Below are 17,279 nucleotides of genomic sequence, written 5' to 3'. Positions count from 1 at the left end.
GCTACGGTGCAGACGGGATCCGGCAGGCGGCCAGTCCCACGAGCGGCGTCACGGGTTCAGATCCGTCAGCCAGGGTCTGGCGCAGGAAGGCGCGCGACAGCACGAATTCATCGCCACGCTGTTCGGTGATCTCGCCTTCCAGCCGCGCACCCGCAGCAGGAATCGTATAGGCAATCTGTTCGCCGACCCGCCCCTCCGGCGTTGCAGAAACCGGCACGGTGAAATCGACGATGGCCCCGTCAAGCCAGATCCGCGCATCGCCACGCGTGCGATTGGCAAAGGCGATGAAGGCGTTCGGCTCGGCCCGCGTCCAGAAGAAAACACCACAATCGCCCGGATATATGGATTGCGGCGGCAGCCCCGCGTTTGCCTCCTGTGCATCCGCACCGCCCGCGAGGCATACGGCGACCAGACTCAGGACTGCCATCACCCGGCCCGTCATGGCTGCACGATCCCGTTTCCGCTCAACATCCAGCCGCCATCCTCGGCGTTAAATCCGGCCGTGCGCAAGACACCTTCCACGTTCGGGTCGCCGGTCCGAACCCCGGCACGCCAGCCATAGACCCGGCCATCCAGCGTGACGGCAATCCGCACCTCACCGTCTGACGCGGCCCCGGCAAGCGCGGCGGTCAGCACCCCGTCTTCGCAGGACAGGGTCCCGTCGAGCGGTGGCAGGTCGGCGTCCAGGCGTTGGCCAAGAGTGTAAAGCGCATCACTGCGAACCGATCCGTCGGCGGACAGGCATTGCCCGTCCTGCCACCTGGCCTGGTCAATCTGGATAACCACGATGTCGTCCGGTGCCAGAATGCCGGACAGGCCCGGCGCAAGAAATCCGGGCGAGAGGATCAGCCGCGTGCCGCTCAGTTCGCTCCGGCCCGACAGCGTCTGCACATAGCGACCGCCCCCCTGAATACCGGGATCAATAGCCTGCCAGTCGAGGCTGACACGTCCGGTCAGCAGCGCCGCAGGCGACAGACCGGCCTCGACACTGTCCACCGACCAGGTATCGATTCGCGTGTTGTAGAGTCGCGCATTCCAGACCGGTCCATAGACCGCGCCGCCGGTATCCACCCCGGCCATGGCGAGAGCCGCGCGCATGGGCAGAAAGGCGATCAGACCGGCCAGAAGCGCGACCACGAGCGCGGCGATTCGCAGTCCTGTACCCATCACCGGACCTCCCGCCGCAGCACGATCTGGGCGTTGACCAGCCGGTCGGCCCGGCGGTCCAGCGTCAGGCGTTCGACCCGGACCGCGTGATTGCGGTCGAGATCGGAAAGCCAGTCGGTCAGTGACCCGGCGGGCGCGGCCTCGATCCAGAGATTGAGCTGGCCATCACCATCGGGCAGCACACGGCTGATCGCCAAACCGTGCGCGGCTGCCCGTTCACCCGCGACCGTACGCAAGGGCCGGTCATAGGTCTGGACGGCGTGCGCCTCCGCGCTGCCCTCGATCCGCGCCAGTTCTGCCGTGACGTGGAGATAACGCTCCGCCGAGACTTCGTAGCGGGCGCGGGATGTGTCGCGCCAACCAACGACCGGCGCGATAATGCCGTACCAGAGGACGAGCACGCCCAGCACGAGAGCTAGTCCCGCCAGCAAGCCCTGCTCGCGGCCCGTGCGGCCCTGCCACCAGGACGTCATGTCGATCCGCCGCGCGCTCATCTCTGCCTCACTATGAAGTCACCGGTCAGTACGCCACCGGCCTGGCGCGCGCCGCCATCCTCGATGACGAGACCATTGGCCTCGGCCCGGCGGCTCAAGGCCTCGAAACTGGCAAAGTCCGGATAGGTCGCGGTCACACCAAGCTCACCGCGCGTACCATCAAAGCGCAGCGCCTCGACCTGTATGTCACCGCCGTCGGCCAGCGTCGTACTCAGCGCGCCGGCCAGTTGCAGGAACACGGATGCCTCGGAACCCGACGCCGCACCGGCCCGCTGACGCAGCTGGGCATCAAGATTGACCACCCTCTCGACATCCGGGAAGGCCGCACGGAAGGCGTCTTCAGCGCGTACATCGATCACATCGCTCTGCGCCCGCAGATACGCGCCTTCGCCTACAGACACGGCCACGAACAGTGCAAGCGCCGCCGCCGCCAGCGCCGCAACACGGCGCAACGGCCGGATCATCCCGCTCCAGTCCGTGGCTGCCGCATGCTGACGTCCCAGCAGCGCGGGAAGCATGCGCAGAACCGACGGGTCCAGCGAAGCGATGCGGGCCCCGGCATCGATCGGCTCCAGCCCGGATAGCTGCGGTGCGCTATCCCCAAAGGACGGCAGATCAACGCCCGGCGTAATCGCCAGCCGCTCGGGGCGGGTCTGACCGAGCAGGGCCGGCAGGACGGTCGCGGCAAAACCGGCCTCGATCCGCCCGCAGACCGGACCGGTACCGGTATTGTTGAAGAAAAGAAGGTCGCGGCCCGATTCCGCGACGACCAGCTCGCCTGCGTCCGCTGACAACGCCCAGGCATCGGGAACCAGCACCGCAGGCCGCACACCAACGCGTGCGGCGATGGTCTGCCAACGCTCGACCAACGATCCAGCGGCGGCAAAGGCCAGACGTGACCCGTCGGGCTGACGCGGGCCAACGGCGATACGCGTCTCCTCAAGTCCGGAGGCCAGTTCCTCCTCCAGTGCGAAAGGCGCAGCCCGTCTTGCTTCGGACTCGTGGCGCACGGGCAAGTCCAGACGCCGGACCAGAATCTCGGTTGAGGGCGCAATCAGAATGGCCCGCGCCGCCAGCTCGCGAGGCGGTTCGGCCTCGCCCAGATCACCGCGCGACAGGACCTCCCCGCTCGCCCGGTCGCGGAACGTCCATTTCACCTGCGTCTGACCGGCCCGTGGAAGCATGACAATGAGATCGGCCGCACTCATGACAGGGCTCCGAAGCGTTGACCGTGGTGGTTGAGCGTACCGGCCTGGTCGGCCTCGACCCGGGCTTCCAGCGTGTAACGGGCCGACCCCAGCGCCACCACGATCTCGGTTTCGAACCAGCGCGAAACGAGGGTGACGCGAGCGAGGTCCCCGGCCTCCGGTTCCAGCGCCGCGAGCACCGGATCGGCCCAGAAATCCTCCACGCGCGCATAACCGCCCGACGGCCGCCGCAGGAGGACCGCCTCCGCATCAAGTCGCGACAACCGCCCCGGAAAGAGTGCGGCCAGCTGCATGGCTTGCTGCAGTTGCAGCGTATTGACGTTGAGCGGCATGTCATCCGCCTGCGGCAGCGCACAGACAAGGTTCGAAATCGCCGCGAAAATTTCCGGCGTCATCGCCGGTAGCGCCCGCAATTCCTCGGTCTCGACGATCAGCGTGTTGGCGGCAAGATAGGGCGTGTCGGCCCGCGCGAGCAAATTGTCTTCCACCCCGCCCGCGCCAGGCCGGGAATCGCTGTCGATCCAGTCCGCTGCCTGTGCTGCAATCCGTGAGGCGTCGCCCGGCGGGATACCCGCCATGACCAGCAGTGCGTCAAACCGTTCAACCACTTCGGGGCGTGTTTCAAAGTTTCCGGGTTCGGTTTCCGCAACGAGGCTGTTGAGATTGAAACAGGTCTGCGCGTCGCGCAGCCGCGCCGTGATCATCCCCCCCTCGATCGGGAAATGCGCCGGACCGGAAAGCCAGGGCGCATCGGGGCGCATGGCAGTCTCGGGGTCGTCCATTGCCCGGGCGAGCAGGCTGTCGGCATAGTCACGCGCGCCCATCGCATACCAGTAGGCCCGGTCGCGGTCGCCGACATTGCCGCTGCGTTCGATCCCGGCGCGCATGTCGCCCAACATCTCGACGGCCACGGCCGACATAACCGTGACGACGAGGAGCGCACTGATCAGCGCCGTTCCGCGTTTGCGCGTCTCGTCCCTCATGCCGTCTCTCCGATCAGGACGACATGTTCGATCTCACCAAGCCCGGGCATCTCATAACGCAGCCGCATGGCGCGCGGAACGGGTCCGGCACCCGGCGCAAGCGAGACCGCACCCTGCGCCAGCCAGTGCGTGCCGACGAGGAATTCGAGCTCGACCGATTGCGTCCCGGAAAGGAGCAAACGTTCACTTTGCGGCGTGCCCGCGACGGCATCGGGGAAACCGGTCGCACGGCGCACGAGGCCCTCTCCGGTCAGGACGTACTCCACACGCTGCAGCGAACTGCGCGCGCGAATGCCGCCCGGATTGGCCCAGCCCCGCCGGGTCAGGGCGAGCAGGACCTGGCCGTCGCGAGCGGCTTCGCCCCAGACATCTACACCCGCCTCTGATCCGGCCAGCACAATCGGTGTTGCCCGCCCGTCGAACGTGCGGGTTGGGCGCAGGGCCAGCTGGCCGAGATCATCGCGCAACAGGAGGCGTAGCGTGTCCACATCGGCCAGCTGGGCCTGGCGCTCGGTCAGGGCCTCACGGCTCGATAGCGTCCCGGCCAGCATGCCCACGCCGAGGAGACCCGCGATGGCGAGGGTGGCCGTCGCGACCAGCACTTCGATAAGGGAAAACCCTGCGCGCATACCGGTCAGCCCCTGCGCCGGAAAGTCGTGAGTTCAGCCGCCGTGCGGCCTGACTCCGGTTCGCTCAACAGGAGATCAAGCCGCACGAGATCGGCGTCATCGGTCGCGGTAACGGTGATGCGCCAGTCCCATTCTCGCCCGCCGAGCGCGTAATCGCCGCTCGTGGCCAGAACCGCACCGCCGCTGACCCGCGCGAGTTCGGCATTGAGGATATTCTCCGCCGCCAGCGCCGACAGGCTGCGGTCTTCCAGGATCTGACCGGTGCGCAGGGACTCGCGCGTCGTGTTCATCAGCGCCAGCCCGGCGATGGAGAGGACTCCCAAAGCCACCAGCATCTCGATGAGGGAAAAGCCGCCACGCATCATCAGCCCTCCGCCTCGACCCGGGCACGGCCAGCATCAAATTCAATCCGGTAGCGCTGCTCACCAGCGTCCAGTAGCAACGTCGCGGGATCGCTCGCCCCGGTCGGGTCGAGCCACAAATCGGGACCTTCCGCTTCCGTTGCAGCCGCGCCGGCGAGACGCAGAAACAGTCCCTCATCCAGCCTCAGCCCGCCCCCGGCGATGGACGGATCGGCCTGCCATTCCCCGTCGCGAAAGCGCAGGAAATGCGTCGAACCGGGCTCAATATCCAGCCCGACAAACTCGCCCGACAGGATGGCTTCCTGCTCGGCACGCATCAGGGCAACAGCCAGCCGGCCCGCTTCGGCTTCGCCGGGGCGCTTGTCCGGACCGAAAGCGATCCAGACCCCGCCGCTGACGAGCGCGATTAGCGTCATCACGACCAGCACTTCAACGAGCGAATAGCCCGCGGTTCCGGAGGCCGGCGGCCGCGTCACTCGTCCCAGTTTCCAATGTCGGCGTCCTGGCCCTCGCCACCCGGACGGCCATCCCGGCCCAGCGAATAGATGTCGACCGTTCCGTGTTCGCCTGGCTGGAGGTAGAGATAGGCATTGCCCCACGGATCGTTCGGCAGGCGGCGGATATAACCGCCCTCGCGGAAACGGGCCGACAGGCGCGGATCGGCGGGTGCCGTCACCAGCGCTTCCAGCCCCTGTTCGGTAGACGGATAGCTCAGCAATTCCAGCCGGTAGAGCTCGACCGCCTGTTCCAGTGTCGCGATATCGGCACGGGCCTTCTCGACCATGGCGCGGTCCTGGCTGGGCAGGACGTTGATCACGACGATGGTCGCGAGCAGGCCGATGATCACCAGCACGACCATGAGTTCGAGCAGCGAGAAACCGGCGCGTTTGTCTTCGGGCCTGGAGGTGTCTTTGGCGGTCATGATCTATCCCAGCGCAAGCGAATTGAGTTGAAGGATGGGCAGGAGGATCGACAGGACGATGCCCGTCACGATCACGCCCATGACGATGATGATGGCCGGTTCGACGAGGCTGAGCGCCACGACGATCCCGCCCTCGATATCCTGTTCGAGCTGATCAGCGGCGCGGGCGAACATGTCACCCAGCGTGCCCGAGCGTTCACCCGCCGCGACCATGTAGAGCATGAGCGGCGGGAACCAGCGGCGCGCCTTCATGGCATCGGCAAGGCCCCGCCCGCTCTCGACATCGGCGAGGATGGCCGCAACCCGGGACCGGAAATCGTGATTTCCGGCGGCTTCGCGTGCGGCCTTTAGCGCATCAGGCAGGATCGCGCCGGAGCCAAGGAGGACATCCATCGTCCGGGCAAAGCGCGCCGACTCGGTCTTGCGGACCGCTCCGCCGACAACCGGCATCCGCGCCAACAGCGCGTCGAGCCGGACGCGGATCGCCCGGCGACGCAGGAGAAGCAGGACAGCAGCGACGAGGACACCCGCTCCGATCAGCAGGAAGGGCCAGGCCATCTGCAGGAAACCCGATACACCGATCAGCGTCCGGGTCAGCAGGGGCAGCGTCACGCCGGTTCCGTCGAACTGTTCGGCGATACGCGGCACGATGAAGACCATCAGCACGCCCACGACAACAAGCGCGGTCACGCTCAACGCTGCCGGATAGACGAGCGCGGTCTGCAGCTTGCGTTTCAGCGCCTGGGATTTTTCCAGGTAATCAGCGAGCCGTTCGAGCACCTGTGCCAGTCCGCCAGACATCTCGCCCGCCGCGACCATCGCCCGGTAGACATCGGGGAAACTCGCGCGGTGAGATGTCATCGCTTCGGACAGGCGCTCGCCCTCGACGATCCGGGCGCGCACATCGGTCAGGACGCGGCGGGTGGCCTGCCCGCCGCCCTGCCCGGCGATCATACCAACGGCTTCCTCAACCGGCATGCCGGCACCGATCAGGCTCGCCAGCTGGCGCGTGACCAGCATCAGCTCGCGCGACGGCAGGGCTTTCGGGGCGAACGCCGTGACAGCCGCCCTGGCTTTGCCTGCACTCCGGGCGGCACCAAGGCTGAGCAGGCTCAAACGGCGGCGGCGCAATTCGCGGCGCGCGGCGATCTCGGAGTCCGCACTCAGATAGCCGCGGCTCTTCTTCCCTGCCGCATCGATGGCTTCGTACTCAAAGGCCGGCATGGCCCTCTCCATCCTCGCGGCTGACGCGCAGCAATTCGGCAAGGCTTGTCGTTCCGGCGCGAACGAGGTCAGCACCGTGCTGGAACAGGGTCTGGCTGTTGGCGAAGGCGTGGCGGGCCATGTCGGCCTCGCTGGCATCGCCATGGATCATCCCGCGCAAGGTCGAATCCACCGTGACGATCTCATAAAGTCCGACCCGGCCCTGATAACCGAGCCCCTTGCAAGACGCGCAGCCCGGCGCACGGAACAGGGTCAGCGGATCACTCTCGGCCACACCCAGCGCGGCCTTTTCCGCTGCATCGGCGGCATAGGGCGCGCGGCAATGCGGGCACAGCCGGCGCACGAGCCGCTGCGCCACGATGGCTGTGACAGTCGAGCCGAGCAGGAAGCTCTCCACGCCCATGTCGCGCAGGCGCGTGATCGCCGCGACGGCCGAATTGGTGTGCACGGTCGAAAGCACGAGGTGACCGGTGAGGCTCGCCTGCACGGCGATACCCGCCGTTTCGCCGTCGCGGATTTCCCCGACCATGACCACGTCCGGGTCCTGGCGCAGGATGGCGCGCAGCCCGGTCGCGAACGTCATCCCGACCTTCGGATTGACCTGCGTCTGGCCAACACCGGCCAGCGCATACTCAACCGGGTCCTCCACGGTCAGGATGTTGCGCGTTGCTTCATTCAGCAGGTTGAGACCGGCATAGAGCGTCGTCGTCTTGCCCGCCCCGGTCGGACCGGTAACGAGGATGATGCCGTTGGGCTGGGACAGCGCCTTGCGGAAGCTCGCCAGCGTCGCGGGCGACATTCCAAGCTGGTCGAGCGTCAGGCGCGCCTTTTCATTGTCGAGGAGGCGCAGGACGACCCGCTCGCCAAAACGAGACGGCAGGGTCGAGACACGCACGTCGACGCCCTTTCCGCCCAGCGTCAAAGTCAGGCGGCCGTCCTGCGGCACGCGTTTCTCGGCAATGTCGAGCCGCGCCATCACCTTGATGCGCGAGATCAGCAGCGGCGCGAGGCGCGGGGCCAGCGTCACGGTCTCTGACAACACGCCGTCAATGCGATATCGGACCGAGACCTTGTCCTCGAAGGGCTCAACATGGATGTCGGACGCCTGGGTGCGGATCGCCTCGGCGATCAGCCCGTTGATCAGACGGATGATCGGCGCGTCGGACGCCGCATCGAGCAGGTCGGCACTGCGCGGAATTTCATCGATGATGCGCGACAGGCTCTCCGTATCGTCGTCCGCATCCCCGCCATCGCGGTCCAGACCGTCATAGGCATAGATATCGGTCAGCGCGCTGTCATAGGCGTCCCGGCCCAGCACCTCGACCGTGAAAGGAAAACCCGCCGCACGCCGCGCCTCGAGCAGGGCGAGCGGATCGGCCCCTTCACGCATCAGGAAGACCGGCGTGTCGCCGCCTTTCAGCGCGATACCCTTGTCGCGGGCAAAGCCATAGGCGATCCGTCCGGCGTCCGGGGTCTGGGTCGGACTGGCATTCATGGGGTCGGAGACTCACTCGGCGGCATCATCATCCGGGCGATGGCGTCGAGATCATTGAGTCCTGGCGGCGGCGCACCCGCCGCGCTCTGGCGGACCTGGCCATAGCTGCGGCCCGTGGCCCCGCGCATATCCTCGGCGCTGCGGATGATGGTCGGGCGGATAAACACCATCAGATTGGTGCGCACGGTCGATGTGCCTTCCGACCGGAACAGGCGGCCGATGCCGGGAACGCGACCGAGACCGGGCACCGCGCTGACCGAGTCCTGCTGGTCCTGCTGGATGAGGCCGCCGAGCACGATGATCTCGCCATTGTCGGCCAGCACCGTGGTCTGGATTTCCCGGTTGTTGGTGATGAGGTCGGTTGAGTTGGCGCTGACCGGGCCGAAAATGCTCGACACTTCCTGGCGGATGAAGAGGCGTATCGTGTCGCCTTCGCTGATCTGCGGACGCACTTCCAGCTGCACGCCGACATCCTGGCGCTCGATCGTACGGAAGGGATTGGTGTTGTTCGCGCCCAGCGTTTCACCGGTCGTGATCGGGATCTGCTGGCCGACGAGGATGGAGGCCTCTTCGTTGTCGAGCGTCAGGATCGAGGGCGTCGACAGGATGTTGGAATCCTGGTCGTCGCGCACTGCATTGAGGATGACGCCGAAGAGATTGCCGTTGCTGTCCTGGCCGCCAAACCCGGCGGTAATCCCGCTCGCGGCCAGCAGTGAGTTGATCGCCGCGGTGCGCAGCGAAGGCGAGGCGGCGCTGTCCTCGTCATTTTCGGCGAAGGTCAGCGCACCGGTCAGGGCCAGAAGGTTCGGACGGGCGTTGTTGTAACGGCTCATCACGAAGGGCGCGTCGCCGTCATCGTCGCCGGACAGCAGGAATTGCAGGCCGAGATCGCGCGAGGCGCTGTCGGAAATCTCCACGATGATCGCCTCGACCAGCACTTGCGGCCTCCGGATATCGAGCTGGCGGATGACCTGTTCGATCTGGCGCTGCGCGTCGGGCGGCGCATTGATGATCAGCGCGTTGGTCGCCGGGTGGAAGGCCACCGAGACCTGTTCACCGGACGATCCGCTTTCACCGGCGATCTCGGCGGAAATGTTTTCCAGGATCGGCAGCAACGACGCCCCGTCGGCATGACTGAGATAGACGACGCGATAGTCCTGGCTCGACCGGCTGACCGCATCGACGCGCGCGGCCAGGTCGCGCATCTGGTCGACGGCGGCGCGCTCGCCGCGCAGCAGGATCGAGTTCGACGATGGCACCGGCACGACCGTGACGCCGAACATGCCGTCCTCGCTATTCGAGCTGGTCCGGGCGCGCATGCCCTCGATAATCCCGGCCATGTCGGTCGCGGAGACATTGGTCATCTCGACCATTTCGAAGACCGACGTGTCACGGTCGAGACCGGCCAGAACGCTGCGGGCGCGCTCGATATTGGCGGCGTAATCCACCATGACGAGGACGTTGGAGCCTTCGACCGGGTTGATCACCGATTGCGGGCTCATCATCGGGCGGATGGCCGTCACCGCGCCGCGCGCGCTGGCGTGGTCGAGACGGACCACGGCGGTGACATAGCTCGCATCCGAGCCCGCCCCGCCGGCCCGGGGACCTTCGATGTCGGGCAGGATCTGGTAGACGCCGGGCCGCGTACGCACGGCCGCATAGCCATTGACCCGCAGCGTGGCGAGAAAGACCTCGAACACGCCCGCCTCGTCGAGTGGAACCTGCGAAGTGATCGTCACCTGGCCGCGCACTTCCGGATCGACGATGAAGGTGTAGCCGGTGACCAGCGACACATCGTCGATGAACGCCCGAATGTCGGCATTCTGGAAATTCAGGACATTGTTCTGGGCAAAGACCGGCGCGCCCACGCCCGCCGGTCCGGTCAGGCCCAGAAGGGCCGCGCAACCGGCCATGGCCAGCAAGCGGGGGAAACGGGCAAACGTCATCGCAGTTCGGCCTCCAGGGTCAGTGTGCGTCCGCCGCGCTCGACCTCGAGCCGGACGGTGTCTGCTGAACGGAGCCGGGCGGCGAGGCCCGGCAGATCGGTTGTGGGCGTGATCGCCTGACCATCGACGGCGGTGACGAGGTCACCGGTCTGAAGACCGGAACGGGCCAGCAGGTCCGGATCGGCACCGGCGGTGATCTCGAAGCCGGCGAGGCGTCCATTGCGGATGGCGGGCACAAGACCCGGATTGCCGGTCCGGCCCCCTTCACTGCGGATCAAAGTCGGCTCACGCCGCGCGTCCTCGCGCAGGAAGACCGATTCTGAAACGCCATTGCGGCGGATGGTGACGCGATCAGCGTGAATGGCCGTCAGGGTGACGCCATCGGCGATCTCGTCACCGACGCGATAACTGGAATGAGTTAGCCTGCCGGGGCGGAGGATGGCGGTCGCGGTAGCAGGTTCACTGCTCAGCCGTACGCCATGCAGGGAAATGTCGAGCTGGGTTTCCGGCGCGGCCTCGGCCTCAACGACCGGACCGGCATTACGGGCCGCGAACAGGATGTCTCCGTCCGGGCGCTGGAAAGGAGCCCCGGTCCGCTCGGTTGAAGCACTGACAGCCGGCGGGTCGATCGTGACGTCCGCGGCTCCGGCCCCGAAAGCGACAAGCCAAATCCCGCGTGCCAGCATAAGACCGATTGCGGCGATCAGAACCAGCTCGGCCGCTAGTACCAACGCACCGGTCAGCCGTCCGGCGCGCATGCGCCCGGCAAACCCCGATGATTTCAAGCTGGTCATGGTCATTCCGGCTGTTCCGTCCCACTTGCCGGGCCGGAAATTATGACGGTGCAAAGTCGTTTCGATGACGCCGCGGTTTCAGCTCTGTGAAGACTGCGCGTCACTTCTGTGACAGCGCCCGGGCGAGCCGCGCACCCGGAAAGACGGGTCCGGAGCCGGAGGCTGAAAAGCCCCCGGCCCCGGTCAACGCCCGGTCTTCTAGAAGTGCGTCGTCAGGCTGATCGAGGCGGTTGTGCCCCGGTCATAGGTATTGAAGTCCGTGATCCCGATCGTGGGATTGCGCTGAAATTCGCTGTGCGCTTCCTGGAGCAGGTTCCGGCCGCTGATCGCGACAGTGAAATCCTGACCCTCAAAAGTGAAATCACGGCGGTAGTTGACGTCCAGCTGGATGCCCGGATCCTCGATCACGTCCGGCAGGGCCGCGCCCGGCTGGCTGAGACCCCGTTGCAGGATGCGCTCGTCGACCCAGTTGAGCAGGAGCGTCAGCTGGTCATCATCGCTTTCCCAGCCGAACTGGGCGTTGACGATGTTTTCCGGCGAGCCCTGAAGCTCGGACCCATCAAGGTTGAAGAAGGCCGCGCTGCGCAGGGATCGCGTGACCGGATCGTAGATCATGTCGGTCGGCGAGGCCTGCACCTCGGTTGCCGTGTAGGTGTAGTTGATCGAGAAGCGCCAGTCGCGGTCCCGGAAGAAGGCCGCCTCGAACGGCATCTGGAAATAGGTCCGGTATTCGATCTCGGCACCGGACACGACGGCTTCCGGCGAGTTGATGAAGGTGGACTCGAACACGAAGGTCGAGGTCGAGAACTGGACCTCTTCAATCGGGTTTTCCAGCTCCTTGTAGAAACCGGCGACGGTCACGAACTGGTCGCGGCCCATATAGTATTCGAGACGGGCGTCGAAATTGCGCATCGTGGTGTCGACGAGACCGTTATTGCCCCGGTAGATGCGTTCCGATTCCGGATCGAAGAAGGCCGACAGGGCCAGCTCGCGGAACTGCGGACGGGCAATCGTTTCCGAATACCCGAGGCGCAGCTGAAGATCGTCCGCGAAATTCCAGGTGAAGGTCAGCGCGGGCAGAACATAGTCATTGTTCAGGCCCACGGCACCGGCACCGAGATTGCCGAACCGGTCAAAGGTCTGGACCGTCTGGGTCGCATCCTCGTAGCGCAAACCGGCGGTGGCGCGGATGAAGGAGGTGATGTCGAAGTCCGCCTGAACGAAGAAGGCGTCGACATCAAGGCTCGCCGTATAGCTGTCGTTCGGGGTGGTGATCTCCTGCAGCACGAAGCGGTTCGGATCGATATTGTCCGGCCCGAACAGGAAGTCCGGACGAGCGACCCGCACGTCCTGCGGCAGCGAGTTCCCGCCTGCGAAGCGGAAGGCGAGGAAGTTGTACTCACGCTCGGTGCGCGACGCGTCGGCACCGGCCATCAGCACGACTTCCCGGCCATCGGCAAAATCGAATGTGTATTGCAGCTCCGCACCGGCATTCGTCAGATCGTCGGTGAGATCGGAGAAGCGCACATTGTAGCTGTTCGCGACCTCGTATGAAATCTGGCCCGTCGCATCGACATAGCGGCGCAGTGACCGCTCGTACGGCGCATCGCGGGTCGCCCGGGCGGCGGAACCGCGCCAGGTGAACTCGAGATTGCCGAACGTGTGCTCACCGGCCAGCTGGAGCATGCCGAGCTCGCGCTCGTACCAGCCCGTCGATTCGTCGTAGATTTCACCGGTCGCGCCCTGGGCGTTGAAGTCGCGCCCGGTGTCGATCTGGCTCTCTTTCGACGTGTTGTGGACGTAGAAACCGGTCAGCTGGAAGAGGTGGTCGCCATTGTCGGCCGAGATCGATCCCAGCGCATTGGTGGTGATGTTCAGGGACGTTTCCGTGGTACGGAAATCGTTACCGATCACGTCACCCAGGACGAACTGACGGGTCGCGCGCTGCGTTTCCCAGCCCTGACTGTAACCGGCAGCACCGATGATTCCGATCTCGAAATCGCCGGCATTGAGCGCCATGCCACCATCGATCCCGAAGGACCCGTTCGGACGCAGCTCTCCGGTCTGGATGACCGACAGCGGCGAATTGACGAGCGCCTCACCGGCCGCCTCGATCTGGGCGTCGGTCTGGCTGCTCAGCGTCGTGCGGCTGTTGACCAGCGCCTGAAGCGGCGCCGGCAGATCACGGAGCCCATCGTCATAACCGGTCCAGTCCTGGTCGGACCCGTAGTGGAAGAGGCCGTCTTCACCCGTGGTCTCGGTGTTGAAACCGGTGCTGACCGACAGGTTGAGGAAGTCTTCCAGCGGGCGGCGTAGCGTACGCAGGTCGATCAGACCGCCACCGAATTCGGCTGAGTAATTCGCCGAATAGGTCTTCTGGACCGAGATACGGTCCAGCGTGTCGGACGGGAAGAGATCGAGCGGCACGGTCCGGCGCAGCGGCTCCGGGCTGGGCAGCGGCGATCCGTTGAGGAGCGCAGCAGAGTAGCGATCGCCCAGACCGCGGACATAGGCAAACCGCCCGTCCACGATGGACAGGCCGCTGAGGCGTGTCAGGGCGATCGCCGCGTTGTCGTCGCCGGACCGCAAGAGGTCTTCGGGGGTGACGAAGCTGGCGACCTGCGCGGTCTGGCGTTGCGGTTCGGGAATAAAGCGGCCGCGGACGACGATCGTGTCGCCGGTCTCTTCGGCCGCGACTTCCGCGTCCTGCGCGAACGCGGGGGCTGTCGAGAACAGCATGGTCGTCGCGAGCAGCACTCCGCTTAGGGAAGTGACGGGTTTCATGGCTTTCAACCTTTGATCTGGAATTCGGTGAGACGGGACGGGAAGGCCGGACCCCGGTTAGGGGGGCCGGCCCGCCATCGCGTTAGCAGGGGCTCGAGGCTTCCAGGCCGCAGCTCCATCCAGCCCACCAGCGGTCGGCGTTGTTCTGGACCGCACCGGCGTAAGTGGTCGCCTGGAACCAGGGGTCGAGCGTCGTCACGTCGAACGCCGTGACCGCCGTCTCGTTGGCACCGTTGATGAAGGTCCCGGACAGCGAGTTCGCACCGGTGACATTGTTCGTGCCACCTGCAACGGCAGCCTCTGCCGTGCCCGCTTCAGAGTTCGCGGTCGCCAGACCGGCGGTGCAGTCGAACAGCACCGAGTCAAAGCTCGGGTCCTGACCGACGCCCTGGTAGCCGGCCGTGCCGTTACCCGCGGAGTCCTGGTAACGGAAGCATTCATCACCCTGCTCGAACAGCACGCCGTTGACGTAGCGGCCGACCGTACCGGTGTTCAGGCGGAAGCCGTTACCGCCGCCCGAGCGGGCCACGAAGGTGAAGTTGGCGACGTTTGCGTTCGACAGCGGGGTCACACCCGGAGCGGCCGACGAGGCTTCGACGATGTTGTCGCCGCCGGCATCACGCTGGACCACGATGGCGAACTGGATGTTCCCCTGGTAGCCATTATCGGTGTCGATGGAGTCGTCGTCGTTGCCGGTCAGGACCAGGTTGCGGACATTGACGTTGCCGCCGAAGAATTCGACGCCATCGTCAGAGTTGTTGTGCACCTGGATATTCTCGGCCGTGGTGCCGTTGCCGACGCCCCCGAAGGTGATGCCGTTGAGCTCATTGCCCTGCGTGTTGATCGCGAAACCGGCGAACTGCACGCGGGTGAAGGTCATCGAGCCGCTGGAGTCGCCCGTGATGCCACCGCCATAGAGCGCGTCCGGATTGGTCACGCCTTCGACGATGTTCTCGCAGGCCGCCGTACCCGGCGTCGCCGCATCGCGGCACCGGTTGATCGGCGCACGGCCGAGGATGACCAGGCCACCCCACTCGCTGATCGCATTGGTGCGGTCACCGGCTGCGTTGGTCACGTCATTCTCCGAGGTGAAGATCACCGGATTGGCGCTCGTACCGTTGGAGAAGATCTGCGAGCCGCGGTTCACGACCAGATAGTCCTGACCGCTGTCACCGAAGATCGTCACACCCGATTCGATCGTGATCGAAGCCGGATCCCCGCCCTGGGCATTGCCGTCGGCACCCACGTCGACGCCGATATCCACCCGGCCGTCGAGCTCGTAGAAATTGCCGCGCGTCAGACGGATGTCCGAGGTCACGATGCCGGACAGGCGGCAGACCGTGACATCGTTGATCTCGAAGCCGGAGTCGGTCGTCCCTGTCGGGCAAACCGGATCGGCGAAGAGGGCAAACGTCCAGCCCGCGGCCCAGTTCTGGGTCTCGGTCTCGTTCGGGCCGAAGGCACCGATATAGGAGGTCTGCTGGAAGAAGGGGTTGAGCGTGGTCGGGTCGAACGCCGTCACACCGGCTTCAACCGGGCCCGGGAAGAACCGGGCCGCCAGAGAGTTGCTGGCTTGCAGATTGTTCGTACCACCCGCAACGGCAGCCTCTGCCGTGCCCGCTTCGGAGTTCGCGGTCGCCAGACCGGCGGCGCAGTCAAACAGCACCGAGTCAAAGCTCGGGTCCTGACCGATGCCCTGGTAGCCCGGCGTGCCGTTACCAGCGGAGTCCTGGTAGCGGAAGCATTCATCGCCCTGTTCGAAGAGCACGCCGTTGACGTAGCGGCCGACCGTACCTGTGTTCAGGCGGAAACCGTTACCGCCACCCGAGCGGGCAATGAAGGTGAAGTTGGAGATTTGCGCGTTCGACAGCGGGGTCACGCCCGGAGCCGCCGAAGAGGCTTCAACGATGTTGTCGCCGCCGGCATTGCGCTGGACCACGATGGCGTACTGGATATTGCCCTGGTAGCCATTGTCGGTGTCGATCGAGTCGTCGTCGTTGCCGGTCAGGACCAGGTTCCGGACATTGACGTTGCCGCCGAAGAATTCGACGCCGTCGTCGGAATTGTTGTGGACTTGGACGTTTTCGACCGTCGTACCGTTGCCAACACCGGCGAAGGTGATGCCGTTGAGCTCATTGCCCTGCGTGTTGATCGCGAAGCCGGCGAACCGGACCTGGACGTAGCGCAGTATACCCGAATTGTCGGCGGTGTCGTTGCCACCATAAAGCGCGTCCGGATTGGTCACACCTTCGACGATGTTCTCGCAATCGACCGTGCCCGGCGTCGCCGCGTCGCGGCAACGGTTGATCGGGGCCTGGCCAAGGATGACGAGGCCGCCCCACTCGGAGATATTGTCACCGCCATCGTCATTGGTCGGGTCGTTGTCGGCCCGGCGCGCGATGTCGTCGGCGCTGGTGAAGATGATCGGCGAGGCCTGGGTGCCGTCGGCTTCCAGCTGCGAGCCGCGGTTCACGACGATGTAGTCGGCACCGCTTTCCCCGTAGAGGGTAACGCCCGGTGCGATGGTCAGGCGCGCGGCGGTTCCGCCGGCGGCATTGCCGTCTGCGCCGATATCCGAACCGATATCGACCCGGCCCTGGATGCGGTAGGCGATACCGTCAACTTGCGGCAGGTTCAGATTGGTGAGGATCGCGCCGGAGATCAGGCAGGTCGTCGTGTTGCCGACCGCCGTGCCCGTGGTGAAACCGGTCGGGCAGGTGGCGGTGCCACCATTCCCGCCGCCGCCACCACCGCCGCCGCCCGGAGGCGTGCCCGGATTGGTCGTGCCCGGCGAGGCGATATCGGAACCCTGGGTACAGGCCCCCAGAGCCGCGCAGGCCGCGCCCGCCAGAAAGAGGTTTCGGAAAAGCGTATTGAACGACATCAGGGATCCCCCGCTCGAGTCCACATCAAGGAAGACCGGAAAATCCCGCAGACGGGTCCGGCCAATCGGCGCGGAAAAGAACGGAGATTTGCAACAGGCCTGTGACGCCCGGAGCGCGGTAACTGCTTTCGACAATCGGGCTCGCGGAATTTCCCGTTTCAGGCGAATTGTATTCCGCATATCATATTGTATTTATTAGCTTATATTTAGATGTGCTTGTTGCGGCACGGGCCGGTTAAGAGTTGTGAATTTTTTGAATCCAACAGGCGACGGGGCCGTGAAGGAACCGCGAAAATCCTGTCACAAATGGCCTAGTGTCTTGAATTCGTTCGGGCCGAAATTCCGTCTCCGGACATTTGCCGCATCGCAGCACGTTTTCAGCCCCGG

General features: G+C 65.4%; 15 protein-coding genes. All 15 read right to left on the bottom strand.

Annotation, left to right across the window (positions count from 1 at the left end; all coding sequences use genetic code 11):
* Window position 1: 1 nt before the first annotated feature.
* Window positions 2-427: a hypothetical protein gene (locus V0U35_RS03675; protein WP_330195301.1), complete on the bottom strand. Its 426-nt coding sequence runs from the start codon at window positions 425-427 to the stop codon at window positions 2-4.
* Between the two features lie 11 nt (window positions 428-438).
* Window positions 439-1,167, bottom strand: a complete 729-nt coding sequence (gspN, locus tag V0U35_RS03670; protein ID WP_330195300.1) for a type II secretion system protein N — start codon at window positions 1,165-1,167, stop codon at window positions 439-441.
* Window positions 1,167-1,661 carry a type II secretion system protein GspM gene (gspM, locus tag V0U35_RS03665; protein WP_330195299.1) on the bottom strand — a complete coding sequence of 165 codons (495 nt, stop codon included), beginning with the start codon at window positions 1,659-1,661 and terminating at the stop codon, window positions 1,167-1,169. Before gspM ends, gspN begins: the two co-directional genes overlap by 1 nt.
* Complete coding sequence (gspL, locus tag V0U35_RS03660; protein ID WP_330195298.1) at window positions 1,658-2,869, bottom strand: type II secretion system protein GspL; 1,212 nt, start codon at window positions 2,867-2,869, stop codon at window positions 1,658-1,660. The genes gspM and gspL overlap by 4 nt, the downstream gene beginning before the upstream one ends.
* Window positions 2,866-3,852, bottom strand: a complete 987-nt coding sequence (gspK, locus tag V0U35_RS03655; protein ID WP_330195297.1) for a type II secretion system minor pseudopilin GspK — start codon at window positions 3,850-3,852, stop codon at window positions 2,866-2,868. The genes gspL and gspK overlap by 4 nt, the downstream gene beginning before the upstream one ends.
* Complete coding sequence (gspJ, locus tag V0U35_RS03650; protein ID WP_330195296.1) at window positions 3,849-4,481, bottom strand: type II secretion system minor pseudopilin GspJ; 633 nt, start codon at window positions 4,479-4,481, stop codon at window positions 3,849-3,851. Before gspJ ends, gspK begins: the two co-directional genes overlap by 4 nt.
* Before the next feature lie 5 nt (window positions 4,482-4,486).
* Window positions 4,487-4,846: a type II secretion system minor pseudopilin GspI gene (gene gspI, locus V0U35_RS03645; RefSeq protein WP_330195295.1), complete on the bottom strand. Its 360-nt coding sequence runs from the start codon at window positions 4,844-4,846 to the stop codon at window positions 4,487-4,489.
* Entirely contained in the window at window positions 4,846-5,319 is a 474-nt protein-coding gene (locus V0U35_RS03640) for a GspH/FimT family pseudopilin (RefSeq protein ID WP_330195294.1), read from the bottom strand. Before V0U35_RS03640 ends, gspI begins: the two co-directional genes overlap by 1 nt.
* The gene (gene gspG, locus V0U35_RS03635; protein WP_330195293.1) at window positions 5,316-5,765 is read right to left on the bottom strand and encodes a type II secretion system major pseudopilin GspG; all 450 of its coding nucleotides are present in this window, start codon (window positions 5,763-5,765) and stop codon (window positions 5,316-5,318) included. Before gspG ends, V0U35_RS03640 begins: the two co-directional genes overlap by 4 nt.
* 3 nt (window positions 5,766-5,768) lie before the next feature.
* Window positions 5,769-6,989, bottom strand: coding sequence for a type II secretion system inner membrane protein GspF (gene gspF, locus V0U35_RS03630; RefSeq protein ID WP_330195292.1), 1,221 nt, complete (start codon window positions 6,987-6,989; stop codon window positions 5,769-5,771).
* The gene (gene gspE, locus V0U35_RS03625; protein WP_330195291.1) at window positions 6,976-8,484 is read right to left on the bottom strand and encodes a type II secretion system ATPase GspE; all 1,509 of its coding nucleotides are present in this window, start codon (window positions 8,482-8,484) and stop codon (window positions 6,976-6,978) included. The genes gspF and gspE overlap by 14 nt, the downstream gene beginning before the upstream one ends.
* Complete coding sequence (gene gspD / locus V0U35_RS03620; RefSeq protein WP_330195290.1) at window positions 8,481-10,430, bottom strand: type II secretion system secretin GspD; 1,950 nt, start codon at window positions 10,428-10,430, stop codon at window positions 8,481-8,483. The genes gspE and gspD overlap by 4 nt, the downstream gene beginning before the upstream one ends.
* On the bottom strand, window positions 10,427-11,230 hold the full coding sequence (locus V0U35_RS03615; RefSeq protein ID WP_330195289.1) for a type II secretion system protein N: 804 nt from the start codon (window positions 11,228-11,230) through the stop codon (window positions 10,427-10,429). Before V0U35_RS03615 ends, gspD begins: the two co-directional genes overlap by 4 nt.
* A gap of 192 nt (window positions 11,231-11,422) precedes the next feature.
* Window positions 11,423-14,008: a TonB-dependent receptor domain-containing protein gene (locus tag V0U35_RS03610; RefSeq protein WP_330195288.1), complete on the bottom strand. Its 2,586-nt coding sequence runs from the start codon at window positions 14,006-14,008 to the stop codon at window positions 11,423-11,425.
* A gap of 82 nt (window positions 14,009-14,090) precedes the next feature.
* On the bottom strand, window positions 14,091-16,892 hold the full coding sequence (locus tag V0U35_RS03605; RefSeq protein WP_330195287.1) for a beta-helix domain-containing protein: 2,802 nt from the start codon (window positions 16,890-16,892) through the stop codon (window positions 14,091-14,093).
* Window positions 16,893-17,279 lie beyond the last annotated feature (387 nt).

The organism is Hyphobacterium marinum, assembly GCF_036330325.1.
GTDB lineage: Bacteria > Pseudomonadota > Alphaproteobacteria > Caulobacterales > Maricaulaceae > Hyphobacterium > Hyphobacterium marinum.
This window is presented reverse-complemented; position numbering and strand designations above follow the sequence as displayed.

Bases quoted from the DNA above. Each gene is read 5' to 3' on its own strand.
- gspK (WP_330195297.1), bottom strand. From the start codon at position 3,852: ATGAGGGACGAGACGCGCAAACGCGGAACGGCGCTGATCAGTGCGCTC.
- gspN (WP_330195300.1), bottom strand. From the start codon at position 1,167: ATGGGTACAGGACTGCGAATCGCCGCGCTCGTGGTCGCGCTTCTGGCC.
- V0U35_RS03675 (WP_330195301.1), bottom strand. From the start codon at position 427: ATGGCAGTCCTGAGTCTGGTCGCCGTATGCCTCGCGGGCGGTGCGGAT.
- gspE (WP_330195291.1), bottom strand. From the start codon at position 8,484: ATGAATGCCAGTCCGACCCAGACCCCGGACGCCGGACGGATCGCCTAT.
- gspD (WP_330195290.1), bottom strand. From the start codon at position 10,430: ATGACGTTTGCCCGTTTCCCCCGCTTGCTGGCCATGGCCGGTTGCGCG.
- gspF (WP_330195292.1), bottom strand. From the start codon at position 6,989: ATGCCGGCCTTTGAGTACGAAGCCATCGATGCGGCAGGGAAGAAGAGC.
- V0U35_RS03610 (WP_330195288.1), bottom strand. From the start codon at position 14,008: ATGAAACCCGTCACTTCCCTAAGCGGAGTGCTGCTCGCGACGACCATG.
- V0U35_RS03605 (WP_330195287.1), bottom strand. From the start codon at position 16,892: ATGTCGTTCAATACGCTTTTCCGAAACCTCTTTCTGGCGGGCGCGGCC.
- gspM (WP_330195299.1), bottom strand. From the start codon at position 1,661: ATGAGCGCGCGGCGGATCGACATGACGTCCTGGTGGCAGGGCCGCACG.
- gspG (WP_330195293.1), bottom strand. From the start codon at position 5,765: ATGACCGCCAAAGACACCTCCAGGCCCGAAGACAAACGCGCCGGTTTC.
- gspI (WP_330195295.1), bottom strand. From the start codon at position 4,846: ATGATGCGTGGCGGCTTTTCCCTCATCGAGATGCTGGTGGCTTTGGGA.
- gspJ (WP_330195296.1), bottom strand. From the start codon at position 4,481: ATGCGCGCAGGGTTTTCCCTTATCGAAGTGCTGGTCGCGACGGCCACC.
- gspL (WP_330195298.1), bottom strand. From the start codon at position 2,869: ATGAGTGCGGCCGATCTCATTGTCATGCTTCCACGGGCCGGTCAGACG.
- V0U35_RS03615 (WP_330195289.1), bottom strand. From the start codon at position 11,230: ATGACCATGACCAGCTTGAAATCATCGGGGTTTGCCGGGCGCATGCGC.